Genomic DNA, 14,691 nt, shown 5'->3' on the forward strand with positions numbered 1-14,691 from the left:
CCGTAACGCCCGGACGTTTGCGACGTTAAGGGCGCGGCGGTGTCGGTTTCCTCGACCATCGGGAGGATCTTGGAGGCGCCGGTTCGTGGCCCCCAGGTAGATGATATTGACCTCCCGGAGGAAAACGGACGAGGTCCGTTTTCGTCCCCCGGGAGGTTGACGCGTCCATATCTTCCAGCACGTGGCAGGCCACGGCCATGCGGCGGGCGTGCTCGCGGCTGCGCCGTCCTACGCCGTCGCGGTGGCCGGACCTCCTGCGCCGTCGAGTGCGGCGTCAGGTCTGCTGCTGGTCCGCGCGGTGGTGCGCTGGGTGCGCCGGGAACCGGCCTGCAGGAGCACGAGTGCCAGCGGCGCCATCGGCATGATCGCGAAGAACACGGTCGCCCACACCGCGCTGAGGCTGAGCAGTTCGTGGATGAACAGGATCGTGGGTGCGAAGAGCACCACGATGACGAAGGCCGCCAGGGCCCCGACCACTGGCCGCATCCGCTGTGGCGCCAGGGCGGTCAGCGCCAGGGCGAGCGTGGGGAGAACCAGGACGTAGGCAGCGCCGGGCACCAGCACCATGAGCGGCACGCAGGCGGCCGTCAGCAGGAGCAGCACCGCAGCGACGGTCTCCTGCCCGAGTCCCTCCTTCCAGCGCCGCACCACGAAGTGCGCTGTGAGCCCGGCCCCGATGATGGCTCCGCCGGCGAACATCCACGGCAGTAGCGGGTTCGGTCCGAGCCCGCTCTCCGGCGCCCACTTCATCGCCATGGCACCGAGCTGCGCCAGTCCTGCGGCGGTGGAGACGGACACGGCTCGCCAGGTCAGGCCCCACACGCTCCCCAGGACCCGCTTCCAGTGCAGGGACCTGGTCCGTACCGCGACGGCGCCGAGGGCCGCGATGACGGCCAGGCAGCCCAGCCCCGTCCCGACCGCCGCCGGGTAGCGCACGGTCAATCCCCGCCATAGCTGGAAGAAGTGGAGGTCGCCGTCGGCGGTCAGCGTGGGGGCCTGTCCGTCGAAGGCCCAGGCCCGCGTGAGGTCCAGGGCTTGGTCGCCGTAGTGCTGGAGGGTCGAGTGGTCGACGTAGCGCGGGGCGTCCGTGGACTGGTGGTAGTGGTCGGCATCCCCGACCGCCGCGATGTTGAGCACCGTGAAGCCCTCGGGGATGAGGTTCGTCATGTCGGTGGAGTTGGGCATGAGTGCGTACAGCGAGGGGAAGAGCGAGCCGGTCACGGGCTGTTTCACGTGGCTGAGGAAGTAGCCGGCAACGGCGCTGTTGTTCGGGGAGGTCTCGAACATGAACGCCGGGCCGCTCATGCCGCGCGCCTCGAGGTTGAGGACGAGGTCGACGTTCTCGTAGTCGGCGCGGTGGTGGTGCATCTCGTTGCGGGCGCCGATGAGGCCGATCTCCTCAGCATCGGTGATGACGATCTTCAATGAGTTCTCCGGCTGGCGCCCCTCGGCCTTGAGGGCCCGGAGCGTCTCGACGATGGTGGCCACGCCGTAGCCGTCATCGGCAGCCCCGTAGGAGTCACCGGAGGTGGTGAAGCGCGCTCTGTCCCCGTCTGAGTCCGTGGCCGAGTCGTAGTGGGCCATGAGTGCCATGGTGCGTTCCGACTTCCCCGGCACGTCGACGACGATCGTCTCGGCTGGCGCGTCCTTGACCGCCGCCTGTTGCTCGGCGGACAGCATGTCGAAGGTCTCCTTGTCCTCCGGGATGCTGAAGTCGAACAGCGGGTCGGAGTGCACGTCGGCGGTGTAACCCAGGTCGGAGAACATGCCGATGACGTCGTCGCGCGCCCGGTCGTGCGCCTCGCGATTGAGGACGCTGTGGGGCTCGTCGGCGAGGCGGTTGATGGAGGCCATGGCGCGCTCGGCGGAGAACTGAGTCGGGCCGGCGGTGGTCGGTGCGGGGGAGGGCAGGATGAGGACGCTCAGGCCCGCCACCAGCCCCAGCAGAGCGGCGATCGGGGCCAGCAGGCGCCGAGCGAGATCGGGTGCGGAGAAACGTTGATCAGTCATGGTGGCAAGCTCCTTGAGGATGTGAATCGGTGGTGAGTGAGGCAGGAGGGCCGGCGCCACGTTCGCACCTTCTGCTCGACCTCGGCGGGTCAGGACCCGAAGGCGCGGCGTGGGGTACGAACCTGGCGCCGCCCGTCAGTTCCCGGTTCCGCCGTCGGCGGCGGGCTGGGGCTCTGCGGCGCAGGTGGTGCCCTCTGCCGGGACGGTCCCGTTGACGAGGAAGTCAGTCATGGCCGCAGTGGCACAGGCGTTGCTGCCGAAGGTGACGTGCCCGTAGCCCTGGACGGTGAGCAGGTGGCCGTTGTCCAGCTGGTCGGTGAGGCTCTGGGCCCAGGGGTAGAGGGTCCGGGAGTCCTTGGTGAGCCCGACGACGAGGATCGGGTCGGAGCCCTCGGCGTGGGTCTCCTGGGGCGGGGTCTGTGCCCGGTGTCCCCAGCCGCGGCAGTAGGCGTCCAGACCATGTGAGGTACCGCCGAAGAAGGGGGAGGTCTTCCTCTCGGCGGCTGCCTGAGCGTCCCAGTCGGAGACGGTGTCGGCCGTGTCCGGGTAGTCGTTGCAGATGACCGCGGCAGACATGAACAGGGTGTTGGCCCCGGCGACGGCCTGTTCGGCGGTCGTCGGCAGCTGAGATGCGAGCGTGCTCTGCTTCGCTGCCACCATGAGGGCGCCATCGCGGTTGTTCATCGCCGGGGCGAGCATGGCGGTCAGCGCGTCCCAGTCCGGTTTCTCGACCGCGTAGTGCTGGATGATGGTGGTGGCCTCCTGCGTGTTGACGGTGACGCTGGAGTCCGGGGCGGTGAGAGGGGCCTGGTCCAGGCCGTCGACGAAGGCCGTCAGCTGGGCGATCGCCTCGTCCGTGGAGCCGGTCAGGGGGCAGCCATCATGGGCCTGGCAGTGCTCGATGTACTGGCGCAGGACACCTTCCTTGAAAGCCGTGACCTCGGCCTCCCCGTCGGCCCAGCGCTGCGACGGGTCCATGGCCCCGTCCAGGACGGCGCGTCCGACGCGGCCTGGGAAGAGGTCGGCGTAGACGGCTCCGATATGGGTCCCGTACGAGACCCCAAGGTAGTTCAACGTGGCGTCCCCGGATGTGGCGCGCAGGACATCCAGGTCGCGGGCGACGTTGCGGGTGCCGACGTGGTCGAGCAGCTCGGGGACCTCGGAGTGCTGGGCGCACCTGGCGGCGTCGGCCGCGCCCCGGTCCATCTTCTCCTGGGCCGACAGACTCTTGGAGGAGGCGGTGTTGCTTGGCCCGATGTCGGGGGTCTTGCCGTTCTGGGCGTCGGTGAGGGCCTGGCTGATGTCCTCGTCGGTCCAGCAGGTGATCGGGGTGGACTGCCCCACGCCGCGCGGATCGAAGCCGACGATGTCATAGCCGGCTCGAAGCTCCTCGGGCAGGGCGGTGGCCTGGGCCTCCAGCTCCCGGATCCCGCTGCCGCCGGGGCCTCCTGGGTTGGTGAACAGGGAGCCGTGTTCGGCGTCGCCGTCGGAGGCGGGGAGCTTCTTCAGGGCGATCGTGATGGTTTGGCCGCCAGGGTTGTTGTAGTCCAGGGGGACGGTGACCGTCCCGCACTGGAAGGGCGAGGTGCCGTCCGAGCAGTCCTGCCAGTCGATGTCCTGGTTGTAGAAGCTCTCCAGCCCTTGCGGGGTGCTGGTCTGGGAGGCGTCGGTGGAGCTGGCAGTGGATCCACCGGTGGAGCCCCCATGAGATCCGCCGGCTGTGGTGCTGGTCTGGTCGCTGGGCACTGGCACGGATGTGGGGGTTGCGGCGCCGGTGGCGGAGGTCTGCGGCTGGCACGCCGCCAGGGCTGCCGACAGCATCAGTGCTGCCAGGGCCGCGCCCGCCTTCCGCGCGGTGAGGGGTGTCGGTCTCATGGGGGGTGTGCTCCTTATGGTGTCGGGGTTGTGTCTGGGCTTGGTCGTTCCGTCCGGGCTGTGCTTCCGCAGTACCCGGACCTCTGCGACGCTAAAGCTGAGGCGGCACCGGTTTCGTCGGCCGCCGGGGCGGACTCGGTTGGCCTTCCGGAGGAGGTGGATGTCGTCGTCCTCCCCCAGGTGGTCGCCGCGTTCGTACCTTTCGGCTCAGGGTCGGTGGGTCAGGACCCGAAGGCACGGCAGGGTACGAATGCGGTGCCAGGCGTGGGTGGTTCAGGCCTTGGGCCAGGCGACGATCAGGCAGAGGGCAACGAAGGCGAGAGTCAGCCCCACCTGCATCCAGCCGAGCCAGGCTCGGTGACGCGGCAGCGTGGGCAGATCCGGCCACAGCGTGATGCCCCGGACGATGCCGTACATGCCAGGCAGTGTCGCCACTGCCAGGATCCAGGTCGGCAGGGACGTCCAGGGCCCGCTGGCGGCGGCGGCTGCAAGGCAGGCGAGGAGTGCGGCCGCGCGGCAGGCCACCGCCATACGGCTGGGCGCGCTCGCCGCGCAGGCGGCCGTGTACAGGCCCATGACGAGTGCCAGGATGGTGAAGGCCCCGAGGATCGCGGTCTGGGGCAGTGTGTCGGCGGTCATCGGCATGCGCGCCGTCGAGATCTTCTGGCCGTCGGTCAGGAGCGCCGTGGCGAGCGCGGAGGCGGTCCCATCATTGTTCTGGTCGGTGTAGACCATAACGGCCTTGCCCGACTCCTTGTCGATGGCCAGGTGCGTCATGTACTCCATCGTGGTGCCGCCGTGGTTGATGATCGTGTGCCCGTCGACGACGTCGGTGTACCAGGTGTAGCCGACCTTCTCACCCGGCAGCTTGATTCCGTCCATGACCTCGGCCGGCCACCGCGGCTCCTGGGGGCTGTCACCTCCGGGGGCTGTGCCGGTAAGGACCGCCTGGGCGTAGTGGGTCATGTCCTCCGGGGTGCTCCACACACCGGCGCCGGCCGGGTTGAAGCCAGAACCGCTGACCGACTGGCCGCGGCGCCCATTGGCCTGGACGCCGTGGATGGCGCCGTCGGGAATGTCCGCCTGGCCGGAGGTGAGGGTCGTGTGCTCCATGCCCAGGGGCATGAAGAGCCGCTCCGTGATGTAGGACTTCCAGGACTCGGCGTCGGCGGCACGGGTGAGGGCCTCACCCAGCAGCGAGATGCCCAGGTTGGAGTAGGCGAACTCGCCGCGCTTGCCCATCGTGGTGGCGCGGGCGCTGTCGATGAGCTGGCCGATGCGGTCGGTGAAGGGGTTGAGCCCCAGGATGTTTGCTCGCAGCACCCACCTGCTCTCATCCTGCGTGGGGATGCTTGGGAGACCGGAGCGGTGCGAGGCGACCTCCTCCAGGGTGGCCTCGCCCGCCGGGGTACCGGCGAGCTCGGGCAGGTGGGTGGACAGCGGGTCGCTCGCCTTGACCTCGCCGCGCGCGATGGCATCGGCCAGGAGCTGGCCGGCGAAGGTCTTGGTGATCGAGCCGATCTCCATGGGAGTGGTGGACGTGTACTGCTGGCCGGAGGCGGCGGTGCCGATGCCGGCGTGACGGGCGCCGTCGGCGGTGATGACGGAGACGTGGATGCCGCGGGCCTGGTAGTCGTCGGGCAGAAGACCGATGACCTGCTTGGCCAGGTCCTTGTCGCCGGTGATGGAGGAGGTGTCGGCCTTCGGTGCGTGCGGCCCGACGGCGAACACCACCAGAGCCAGGCAGGCCGCCAGGACCGCGCAGGCCCAGCGGGGGAGGAGACCGCGTGACGGCCGGGTGGGAGATACGGGCCTGACCTGCGGTGATGGCGGCTGGGGACGGGGGATTGGAGAGGCTGCGATGCTCATGCGACCAGGCTGTCCTGGCGCTCTCGCCGGGACGATCCAGCCAGCCAGTCAACTCATGTCGTGCCAGCCCGACAAAAGAATGTCGGCCGTCGAGCAGGGCGGGTCGGCGGTGCAACATAGAGCGTCCCGTCCTGATCTGGGTGAGTGTGGCAGTAGTGACGCCGGCGAATGCGACCTCCCATGCGGTTCCGGACATGCAGAGGGCCTTGGAGTGGTGGGGAGTGTCCAAATCGGTGACAAAGGCGGTTACTGGCGCTGAGTGTGCTTGACAGAACCGCATGATTCCGCGGTTCGCGTGGCTCAGTGAAAGGTGGTTGGGCTCCTTTGTCTCCGATTTGGACACAATGCTCGGGCTACCAGGGCGTGATGTCTCTGGACATGGGTGACAGTTCTGTGTCAGGACATCGGTGATACTTCGATGGGTTCTGGAGGCCACAGTCTGATGGCTGTGACGGTTGTCCACAGAGCTCCGGCACGGTGTTGCGTCCACTTTGCCAGTAGGCGGCAATGGGCCCCATGAGCACCTTGGACACAGACCTGCTCGCCGTTGTTCGTGGCTGCTACGGCGCGGTGCGCGTTCGGGACCTTGATCTGACTCGCACCCAGCGCCGGCATGTCGCTTCTCTCGTGAGGGCTGGTGAACTCATCGCCCATGAGCATGGTGTTGTCGGTATACCGGGTGCTGAACGCGCCGTTGTTCTTGCCCGCATTCACGGTGGGCTCCTCACCTGCCAGGCCGCCATGCGTCACTACGGCCTGCCGGTGGCCCAGGGCGCCGAGCAGGTTCATCTTGTGGTCGCGGCAGGTAGGCGATTCTCGGCTGTTGGGCGGGAGGTGCTCCATGCAGACCGGTATCGGACTCGTTTAGCGCCAACCTCATACCCGGTGCAGCCACTTCCTGAGGCCCTGGCTCGTTTTCTGCGCTGCCACGTTCAGGACGACTCTCCGCTCATCGCTCTTGACGCGGCACTTCACGATGAGCGTGTCACTGCCGAGCAGGTTCGCGACCTGCTTCGTGGGCCCGGCTCGGCTCGAGCGCTGGCACGGCTCGATCGCGCCAGTGACCGGTCTCGTTCTCCATTGGAGACTCTGGCGCGAATCGACCTTGAGGCCGCGGGGTTGAGCTTCGAGGACGGGGTGGAGATCGAGGGCGTTGGCGAGGTGGATTTGGTGATCGAGGGGTGGGTGGTCGTGGAGCTTGACGGCTACACCTACCACTGCGACGAGTACCAATTCGGCCTTGACCGATGGCGCGATCGCCGGCTTGTTGCCCGTGGCTTCCTGCCGCTGCGCTTCACGAGGAAGGATGTCTACGCGCATCAGGTCGTCCCGGATGTGCAGAGGGCCTTGGAGCGGTGGGGAGTGTCCAAATCGGTGACAAAGGTGGTTGCTGGCGCTGAGTGGGCTTGACAGAACCGCATGATTCCGCGGTTCGTGTGGCTCAGTGAAAGGTGGTTGGGCTCCTTTGTCTCCGATTTGGACACGAATCGCTGATGACGTCGTCCCAACACGCCGGTAGTAGTGATCTGGGTCTCATACATGCTCTCCCTGCGGCTTCGATGGTCCGTGTTACAGGCCTGACTGCATCCGCGAGTTCGCGCGAGAAGGTATTTATTATCGGGACGAAAGTCCTCGCCTCTATCGCAATATGTTGTGGTCAAGATACAATGGAGACACAAGATGATGTGCTGCATCGGTGTGATTTGGGAGTATGGTCGGCACCGGTGCCGCCATCCGGGTCGCTCCCGGCAGGCAGTGGCGGCGCCCCTCGGGCTCGGCCTTCCCGGAGCCCGACGCCGCCGAGAACAGTCCGAACTCACGCGCACCAACCATCGGAGAGACCCGTGCTCGAGAAGAACCCTGCCTCCACCGCCCCCGCGGCCGACGACTCGGCGCAGCTGCCGGCCGACACCCCCGCGCTCGCTCCGGCGTCCGCTGACTCCGCCGTCGCCCGCGGCGAGCGCCCCAGTGTTGACGCCGTCGCCACCATCACCGAGTACCTGGACCGCTCCGACTGGCGCGTCAACGCCAACGCCAACCAGGGCTACTCGCTGGGCGGGATGATGCTCAACACCTCCGGCAAGGTTGTCGCCAACTACTGGCTCAGCCAGGTCTACCCGGCCGTTGCCGGCCAGGCCCACCGCAACGCGGACCTCCACATCCACGACCTGGACATGTTCGCCGGCTACTGCGCCGGCTGGTCACTCAAGGACCTCCTCCAGCAGGGCTTCAACGGCGTCCCCGGCGCCATCGCCGCCGGCCCCGCCAAGCACTTCTCCTCCGCAGTCGGGCAGATCGTCAACTTCCTGGGCACCCTCCAGAACGAGTGGGCCGGCGCCCAGGCCTTCTCCTCCTTCGACACCTACATGGCGCCCTTCGTCCGCCTGGACGACATGACCTACGCCCAGGTCAAGCAGTGCATGCAGGAGCTCATCTTCAACCTCAACGTCCCCTCGCGCTGGGGCACCCAGACACCCTTCACCAACCTCACCTTCGACTGGACCTGTCCCGCGGACCTCGCCGACGAGCACCCCCTCATCGGCGACGACGTCTGCGACTTCGCCTACGGCGACCTCCAGGCGGAGATGGACCTCATCAACCGCGCCTTCATGGAGGTCATGACCGAGGGCGACGCCGAGGGCCGCGTCTTCACCTTCCCCATCCCCACCTACAACATCACCAGGGACTTCGACTGGGACTCTCCCAACACCGAGCTCCTGTTCACCATGACCGCGAAGTACGGCCTGCCCTACTTCCAGAACTTCATCAACTCCGAGCTCGATCCCGGCATGATCCGCTCCATGTGCTGCCGCCTCCAGCTCGACCTGCGCGAGCTGCTCAAGCGCGGCAACGGCCTGTTCGGCTCGGCCGAGCAGACCGGGTCCGTCGGCGTCGTCACCATCAACATGGCCCGGCTCGGCTACCTCTACGCCGACGACGAGGCCGCCCTGACCGCCCGGCTCGACGAGCTGCTCGAGATCGGCCGTGACAGCCTCGAGCTCAAGCGCACCGTCATCCAGCACCACATCGACGCCGGCCTGTTCCCCTTCACCAAGCGGTACCTCGGCAGCCTGGACAACCACTTCTCGACCCTGGGCGTCAACGGCATGAACGAGATGGTCCGTAACTTCACCCACGACGCCTACGACCTGACCGACCCGCGCGGCCACGCCATGTGCGTGCGCCTCCTGGACCACGTGCGGGACAAGATGGTCGAGTTCCAGGAGGCCACCGGCCACCTCTACAACCTCGAGGCCACGCCGGCCGAGGGCACCACCTACCGCTTCGCCAAGGAGGACCGCAAGCGCTACCCCGGCATCCTCCAGGCCGGCACGGAGGCCAACCCCTACTACACGAACTCCTCCCAGGTCCCCGTGGGCTACACCGACGACCCCTTCGAGGCCCAGGAGATGCAGGAGGAGCTCCAGACCAAGTACACCGGCGGCACCGTCCTGCACCTGTACATGAACGAGCGGATCTCCTCGGCCGCCGCCTGCAAGGAGCTCGTGCGCCGCTCCCTGACCGCCTTCCGCACGCCCTACATCACCATCACGCCGACCTTCTCCATCTGCCCCGTCCATGGCTACCTGGCCGGCGAGCACCTGACCTGCTCCAAGTGCGCCGAGCTCCACCCCGAGGCAGAGCCGGTCGAGTGCGAGGTGTGGACCCGCGTCATGGGCTACTTCCGGCCGGTGCGCTCGTTCAACATCGGCAAGAAGGGCGAGTACATGGAGCGGCAGATGTTCACCGAGGCCGCCGCCGGCGGCCACGGCCCTGCCGTCTCGCGCCTGAGCGCGGTCAGCGCCTGAGGACCCGCCGGGACCGCTGGGCGCCGTCGAATGATCCGGCGACGGCGCCCAGCGGTCCCGGTGCCATGACGACAAGACGTGAGAGGAGCAGCCGTGAACTCCCTGCCGAGAAGCTCGCAGGCTTCTTCACCCGTTCCGACGGCGGGGGAGAGCCCCGAGCACCGGCCGGCCGACGACTTGGTGATCGCCGGGCTCGTCCCGATGAGCACGGTCGACTGGCCCGACCACCTGACCGCGACCGTCTTCATGCAGGGCTGCCCCTGGAACTGCTTCTACTGCCACAACCAGGCCCTCATCCCCACCCGCACGCCCGGCCAGGTGGCGTGGGAGGAGGTGCGCGCCCTGCTGCGTCGCCGGAGCGGGCTGCTCGACGGCGTCGTCCTCACCGGCGGTGAGGCGCTGCGCCAGGACGCCCTGGCCGACGCCGCCCGCGAGGTCATCGACATGGGCTTCCAGGTGGGGCTGCACACGGCCGGGCCCTACCCGCGGCGGCTGCGCGACATGATCGAGGCCGGGCTCATGCACTGGGTGGGTCTGGACATCAAGGCCCTGCCCGAGCACTACGAGCAGGTGGTCGGCCGGGCGAACGCGGCCGCGAAGGCCTGGGAGAGCCTGGAGGTGCTCATCGAGGCGGCCGACCGCGGCGGGCCGGACTTCGAGGTGCGCACCACCGTGGTGCCCGGGGACGTGACGGCCGACGACGCCGTCGAGGTCGCCCGGCGGGTGCACGCTGCGGGGGCTCGGGTCTACGCCCTCCAGCAGGCCCGCTCGGAGGGGACGACCGGCGAGTTCGACGTCGTGGCGCCCGGCTGGGACGGGATGTGCGAGCGCATGGCCGAGCGCATCGAGGCCCTGGGCTGGGACCACTTCACCTATCGCCCGGCGTAGAGCGCCACCAGCGAGCACCAGGAGGTGGTTGATCCGCTGACGTGGGTCGCCGTGGGGAGCGGTGTCCATGGTTGGTGGCGGGGCGCGCTCCTAGCCTCGGGGCATGAGCTACGACATCCTGATCTTCGAGCCGGCGGCGGTCTCAGACAAGGACTTCCCGCAGTGGTGGAAGCGGGTCTCCCGATGGGAGGAGCCGCACGACTACGACACCACCGAGGGCTCCACCCCGGCGATCAGGTCCTTCTTTCGCGAGCTCATCCGCACCTTCCCACCGATCAACGGTCCCTACGCTCTGACTGATGAGGAGGTCGACGCGAGGGAGGCCGAGGGGCTGCCGATCGGCGACTACGTTATCGGCGCCGACTTCATCTACGCCGGCGTCGGCTGGTCGGACGCGAACGTATTCGCTAAAACCGTCGGCCAGCTGGCATGGACGCAGCGGCTCGCGGTCGCCTACCTCAGTGAGGACGGCTCGATCTTCCGGCCGTAGGGGCTGGTGCGGTCCGTCGTCGAGTGGCCTTCTGCGGTTGTTCACCTCTCAACTGGATGGTTAGGCTGAACCGCACGCCAGAAGGAGACGACCGTGAAGACCAGACGAGTAACCCAGCTCCTCATGACCGCGGGGCTCGCCGTTGCGACGGCCACCGCATGCCTGCCGATCCAGCCTCAAGGAGGTGACCCGGGCGCGGCCGCGTCATCGGCCGGCGCCCGCACCGAGCAGCCGTCCCCGAGCAGTTCCGCCGGCGCTACGGCGTCGTCGTCACCGGGTGACGCACCATCCGTGCCAGCGGCTCCGTCGTCGAGCGCCGAGCAGCCGACCGACGGCGGCCCGTCGGGCGAGCCGTCCGCCTCCGCCTCGCCGTCCGACGCCGGAACGGCGACGCCCTCACAGCCGTCTGGTCAGGGGCGATCCGATGCGCAGATCAACGGCTGGAGCATCGACTACTTCGAGGGCTTCGACTCCTCCCTTGAGGATCTGGGCTGGGAGCACTACGGCTGGGGCGATCCGTCTGTTGGGCACGGGGCCATGGGAGTGATGTCGCGGAAGAACTCCTTCACCCAGAACGGAGAACTGATCGTCCGCACCCAGTACCAGGACGGTCAGTGGAGCGCCGGCGGCACCTCGAGCGAGAACGTCTTCGCGGCCTCACGCGGCCGGTGGGAGGTCCGCGCCAAGTTCCCCCGGGCCAAGGGGATCGGGTACGTCTTCCTGCTGTGGCCGCAGGACCAGGGCTGGCCCCCGGAGATCGACTTCGCCGAGGGCCGGGTCAACGGTCCGCGTGTGGAGGGCACCTACCACTGGGACCCCGATAACAAGCAGGCGCAGCAGGTCCTCGATAACGACGACATGGGTGGCTGGCACACCTACGGCGTCATCGTGGAGGACAACCTCATCACCTTCACCCTCGACGGCCAGGAGTGGGGTCGGATCGAGCGGAGCATCACCGACAAACGGATGTTCTTCGGGGTCCAGACCGGGGCGATGGACCCCAACGGCGACGCGAAGCAGTACGAGACCGTTGACGGCGGTGTCCCCGGCCCGCTCACCCCGGCCGTCTCCGACATCCAGATCGACTACGTCGCCCACTACACCAGGGGGTAGCTCGGTGCGCCGGCGTGGTGCTGCCTCTCGATCCTCGGCCAGCCCGGAGCCGATGAGGCTGCGCGGTTCATCATGGATGCTCACGTGAAGGATCGGTCGGTCTCCTCCTGCCTGCTCAAGGTGGAGATGGCGCGGGCGGTGCTTCGCGAGCACGGCCTGGGCGTAGCCGACCCGCTGGGCTCATAGCACCCGGTATACCTCCTCGAAGGGCAGGCGCGGGTTGCGCTCCTGGTAGGCGTCCGGCCCTGGGTGACCGACGTTGATGACCAACAGCATCTCCACGTCTTGACCGGCGAAGAACTCGGCCGCCAACGCCTCGGCGTCATCGGCGTTCATGGGGCCGGCTGCCAGCCCGACGGCGCGAATCGCCTGGATGACGTAGGCCGTCTGAACCAGTGCTGAGGCGCGCGCCCACCGTGCCCGCATGTCCGGCCCGCCCTCCTCCAGCAGCTGCTGGTAGCGCTCGGCGCGCGGGTGCAGTCGCGGTAGGGACCCGGCGAAGGATCGATCGGCTGCGCAGACGAGTGTGAGAGGCGCCCCTGCTGCCTGCTCGCGATTGCCGCGAGGAAGACAGGGCAGTAACCGTTCCCGGGCGGCGGGTGACTGCACGGCCGCCACCCGCAATGGTTGGGCGTTGACCGCCGTCGGTGCCCACTTGGCCAGCTCGTGGATCGCCCGCAGCTGGGCGTCCGTCACCGGTTCATCGGTGAAGCTGTAGGCGGTGCGTGCGCCGCCAAACAGCAGCGAGGCATCGGACTCGGTCAGGACGGACTCGCCGGGCACGGGGCCCGGAACCGGAACGGGGGAGACGACTGCCATGCCTCGATTGAAGCACGTGCCGTCTCCCCCGAGCAGGCCGGTCGGCGCGCCACCTGGAACACCGACCGCCTCGGGCGGAGACCGTCCCATAAGGGAGACCGTCCCATAAGGCAGCCTTGACGACCTCCGCCCTCGCTGGCCTCGACCCCGACTCAGGCCTCCTAGCCGATCTCCGTCGCGCGGTCAATCCGCGCGGTTCTGGAGAACGTGTGTGCTGTGAGTGCCTGGGTCCCACCGTTCAAGGAGTAGCCGTTCTTCTCGATGGGAGGGCGAGGTTCCGATCCGAGTTCGCCGTAGGCAATAGGGCAGGAAGTATGGAGGAGAATGCCGTTCCCGGCGTTCGGTGTGATCTTGGTTCTTGGCATCGCCTCCTTGTGCTTTGTTGCTGGTGCGGCGCGTCGGGCGCCGTCCGTCGTGAAACGGTCGAGGACAAGACAACCGAAGCCGGTGTTGCGAGGACGTTGGCACCCATCAGTTCCATGTGCTTCGTTCGCTACTCCCAGGCGTAGCGAACGAAGCACATCCGGTTGGGGCGGCCTGTGGGGCCTTGTTTGAGGAGTGTGACGTTTGCTCACATCGCGTGAGCTGAGATGGCGCGGATTGAGCAGAGGCGGACCGAGTCGGCAAGGAGTATCGAGACGCGTTAACCCCGCAGCGGCCAGAGGGCTGCAATGGGAATGATCTTCAGGGATCAGGTTCTCTTTGCACTCCAGGAGGCAGCTTGTGGATTGCGGTGTGGTTGCATTTTATGGTTCTTCAGGTTATTAGCCTCGCTGAAGTGCTTCAATTCTCTCGGCTAGCCGCCATGCTCTCTTCTCGTGACTTGAGGTACCAGTGAACACCTCCCCTTCGTCTCCCTTCCCACCAGTATTCTCTGACGCTGGGGCCGGCTGGTCCTATCGGCCGACGTCGAGGCGCCGGAAGTTCTTGGGGAAGTCCGTCCCTTATGTCGTGACGTTTATTCTCGGGGCCGGGGTTGGTGCTGCTGGCGCGTCGGATGATGCGCCGCCTCAGCCGGAGGCGACTCCTGTGCCCACCGTGGTCTATTTGCCAACCCCTGTCCCCACGGTTGTTGACAGCCCGTCGCCGGTGCCAACGGTGATCTACTTGCCGTCGCCGGTGCCGGCAACGGAGCCTCCCACAGCCCCGCCAGCGGCCCCCGCTGCTCCGGGGGCGGAGCAGGGCTCAGGCGCGAGTGAGGGAGATACCGGACCCGGGGCCTCGCCCGGCGCGGGCGAGGCCCCGGTACGGCCCGAGTCCGACTCGGGCGGCGCCTACTACCGCAACTGCACGGCGGCTCGTGATGCCGGTGCGGCGCCGCTCTATCGAGGCCAGCCCGGCTACCGGCCCGAGCTGGACCGCGACAAGGACGGCATCGCCTGCGAGTGGAAGTAGGAGCGATCGACGGCTGCGTCGAGGCTTACACGGGACGCTCCCTCGATCGACTGGGCGAGGACTGACACAGCAACCGTGTCCTGACGAACAGGGCGGGGTTCCAAGCAGAGCTAATCTGCTTGGAACCCCGCCTTGTCTGTGACCGTTCCTCAGGTCAGATCAGGGTGGTCTCCGACGTCATCGGATGAGTGCACCACTGTTGTGGAAGTAGAACCGGCCGCCGTCGATCGTGGCCCAGCCGGTGGTCACGGAACCGTTGGGCTGGAGGTAGTACCAGACGCCGTCGACCTGCTTCCAGCCGGTCGCCATGGAACCGTTGGCGTTGAGGTAGTACCAACGGCCTCCGTCCTTGACCCAGCCGGTTGCCATGGAGCCGTCCGTGTTGAGGTAGTACCAGACGCCGTCGACCTGCTTCCAGCCGGT

At 67.6% G+C, this 14,691-nt stretch carries 10 protein-coding genes and 1 pseudogene; 6 read left to right on the plus strand and 5 right to left on the minus strand.

Features of this window, described 5'->3' with window-relative positions:
* Positions 1–228 precede the first annotated feature (228 nt).
* The 3 genes from BQ8008_RS11955 to BQ8008_RS11965 form a co-directional block, all read right to left on the minus strand.
* Positions 229–2,010, minus strand: coding sequence for a M20/M25/M40 family metallo-hydrolase (locus tag BQ8008_RS11955; protein WP_108834958.1), 1,782 nt, complete (start codon positions 2,008–2,010; stop codon positions 229–231).
* A 135-nt stretch (positions 2,011–2,145) separates the two neighbouring features.
* Entirely contained in the window at positions 2,146–3,885 is a 1,740-nt protein-coding gene (locus BQ8008_RS11960; protein WP_108834182.1) for an alpha/beta hydrolase, read from the minus strand.
* Between the two features lie 273 nt (positions 3,886–4,158).
* Complete coding sequence (locus BQ8008_RS11965) at positions 4,159–5,754, minus strand: serine hydrolase domain-containing protein (RefSeq protein WP_108834183.1); 1,596 nt, start codon at positions 5,752–5,754, stop codon at positions 4,159–4,161.
* 516 nt (positions 5,755–6,270) lie between these two features.
* On the opposite strand from BQ8008_RS11965, the gene BQ8008_RS11970 reads away from it, so the two are divergent.
* From BQ8008_RS11970 to BQ8008_RS11990, 5 genes are all read left to right on the plus strand, one after another.
* Positions 6,271–7,164, plus strand: a complete 894-nt coding sequence (locus BQ8008_RS11970; RefSeq protein ID WP_234415386.1) for an endonuclease domain-containing protein — start codon at positions 6,271–6,273, stop codon at positions 7,162–7,164.
* A 434-nt stretch (positions 7,165–7,598) separates the two neighbouring features.
* On the plus strand, positions 7,599–9,563 hold the full coding sequence (locus BQ8008_RS11975) for a ribonucleoside triphosphate reductase (protein WP_108834185.1): 1,965 nt from the start codon (positions 7,599–7,601) through the stop codon (positions 9,561–9,563).
* A 177-nt stretch (positions 9,564–9,740) separates the two neighbouring features.
* A complete protein-coding gene (locus BQ8008_RS11980) occupies positions 9,741–10,451 on the plus strand; it encodes an anaerobic ribonucleoside-triphosphate reductase activating protein (RefSeq protein ID WP_108834960.1) in 711 nt (236 codons plus the stop codon).
* A gap of 103 nt (positions 10,452–10,554) precedes the next feature.
* Positions 10,555–10,941, plus strand: coding sequence for a hypothetical protein (locus BQ8008_RS11985; protein WP_108834186.1), 387 nt, complete (start codon positions 10,555–10,557; stop codon positions 10,939–10,941).
* 93 nt (positions 10,942–11,034) lie between these two features.
* Positions 11,035–12,054 carry a glycoside hydrolase family 16 protein gene (locus tag BQ8008_RS11990; protein ID WP_234415387.1) on the plus strand — a complete coding sequence of 340 codons (1,020 nt, stop codon included), beginning with the start codon at positions 11,035–11,037 and terminating at the stop codon, positions 12,052–12,054.
* Positions 12,055–12,234: 180 nt separating this feature from the next.
* Here the strand turns inward: BQ8008_RS11990 and BQ8008_RS12000 are convergent, their stop codons facing one another.
* Positions 12,235–12,873: a malonic semialdehyde reductase gene (locus tag BQ8008_RS12000; RefSeq protein ID WP_108834187.1), complete on the minus strand. Its 639-nt coding sequence runs from the start codon at positions 12,871–12,873 to the stop codon at positions 12,235–12,237.
* Positions 12,874–13,971: 1,098 nt separating this feature from the next.
* On the opposite strand from BQ8008_RS12000, the gene BQ8008_RS12005 reads away from it, so the two are divergent.
* Complete coding sequence (locus tag BQ8008_RS12005; RefSeq protein WP_234415388.1) at positions 13,972–14,268, plus strand: excalibur calcium-binding domain-containing protein; 297 nt, start codon at positions 13,972–13,974, stop codon at positions 14,266–14,268.
* A 186-nt stretch (positions 14,269–14,454) separates the two neighbouring features.
* Here BQ8008_RS12005 and BQ8008_RS14155 read toward each other — a convergent pair.
* Positions 14,455–14,691: pseudogene (locus tag BQ8008_RS14155) on the minus strand (choline-binding protein A); the annotation flags it as partial.

Source organism: Actinomyces sp. Marseille-P3109, assembly GCF_900323545.1.
Lineage (GTDB): Bacteria > Actinomycetota > Actinomycetes > Actinomycetales > Actinomycetaceae > Actinomyces.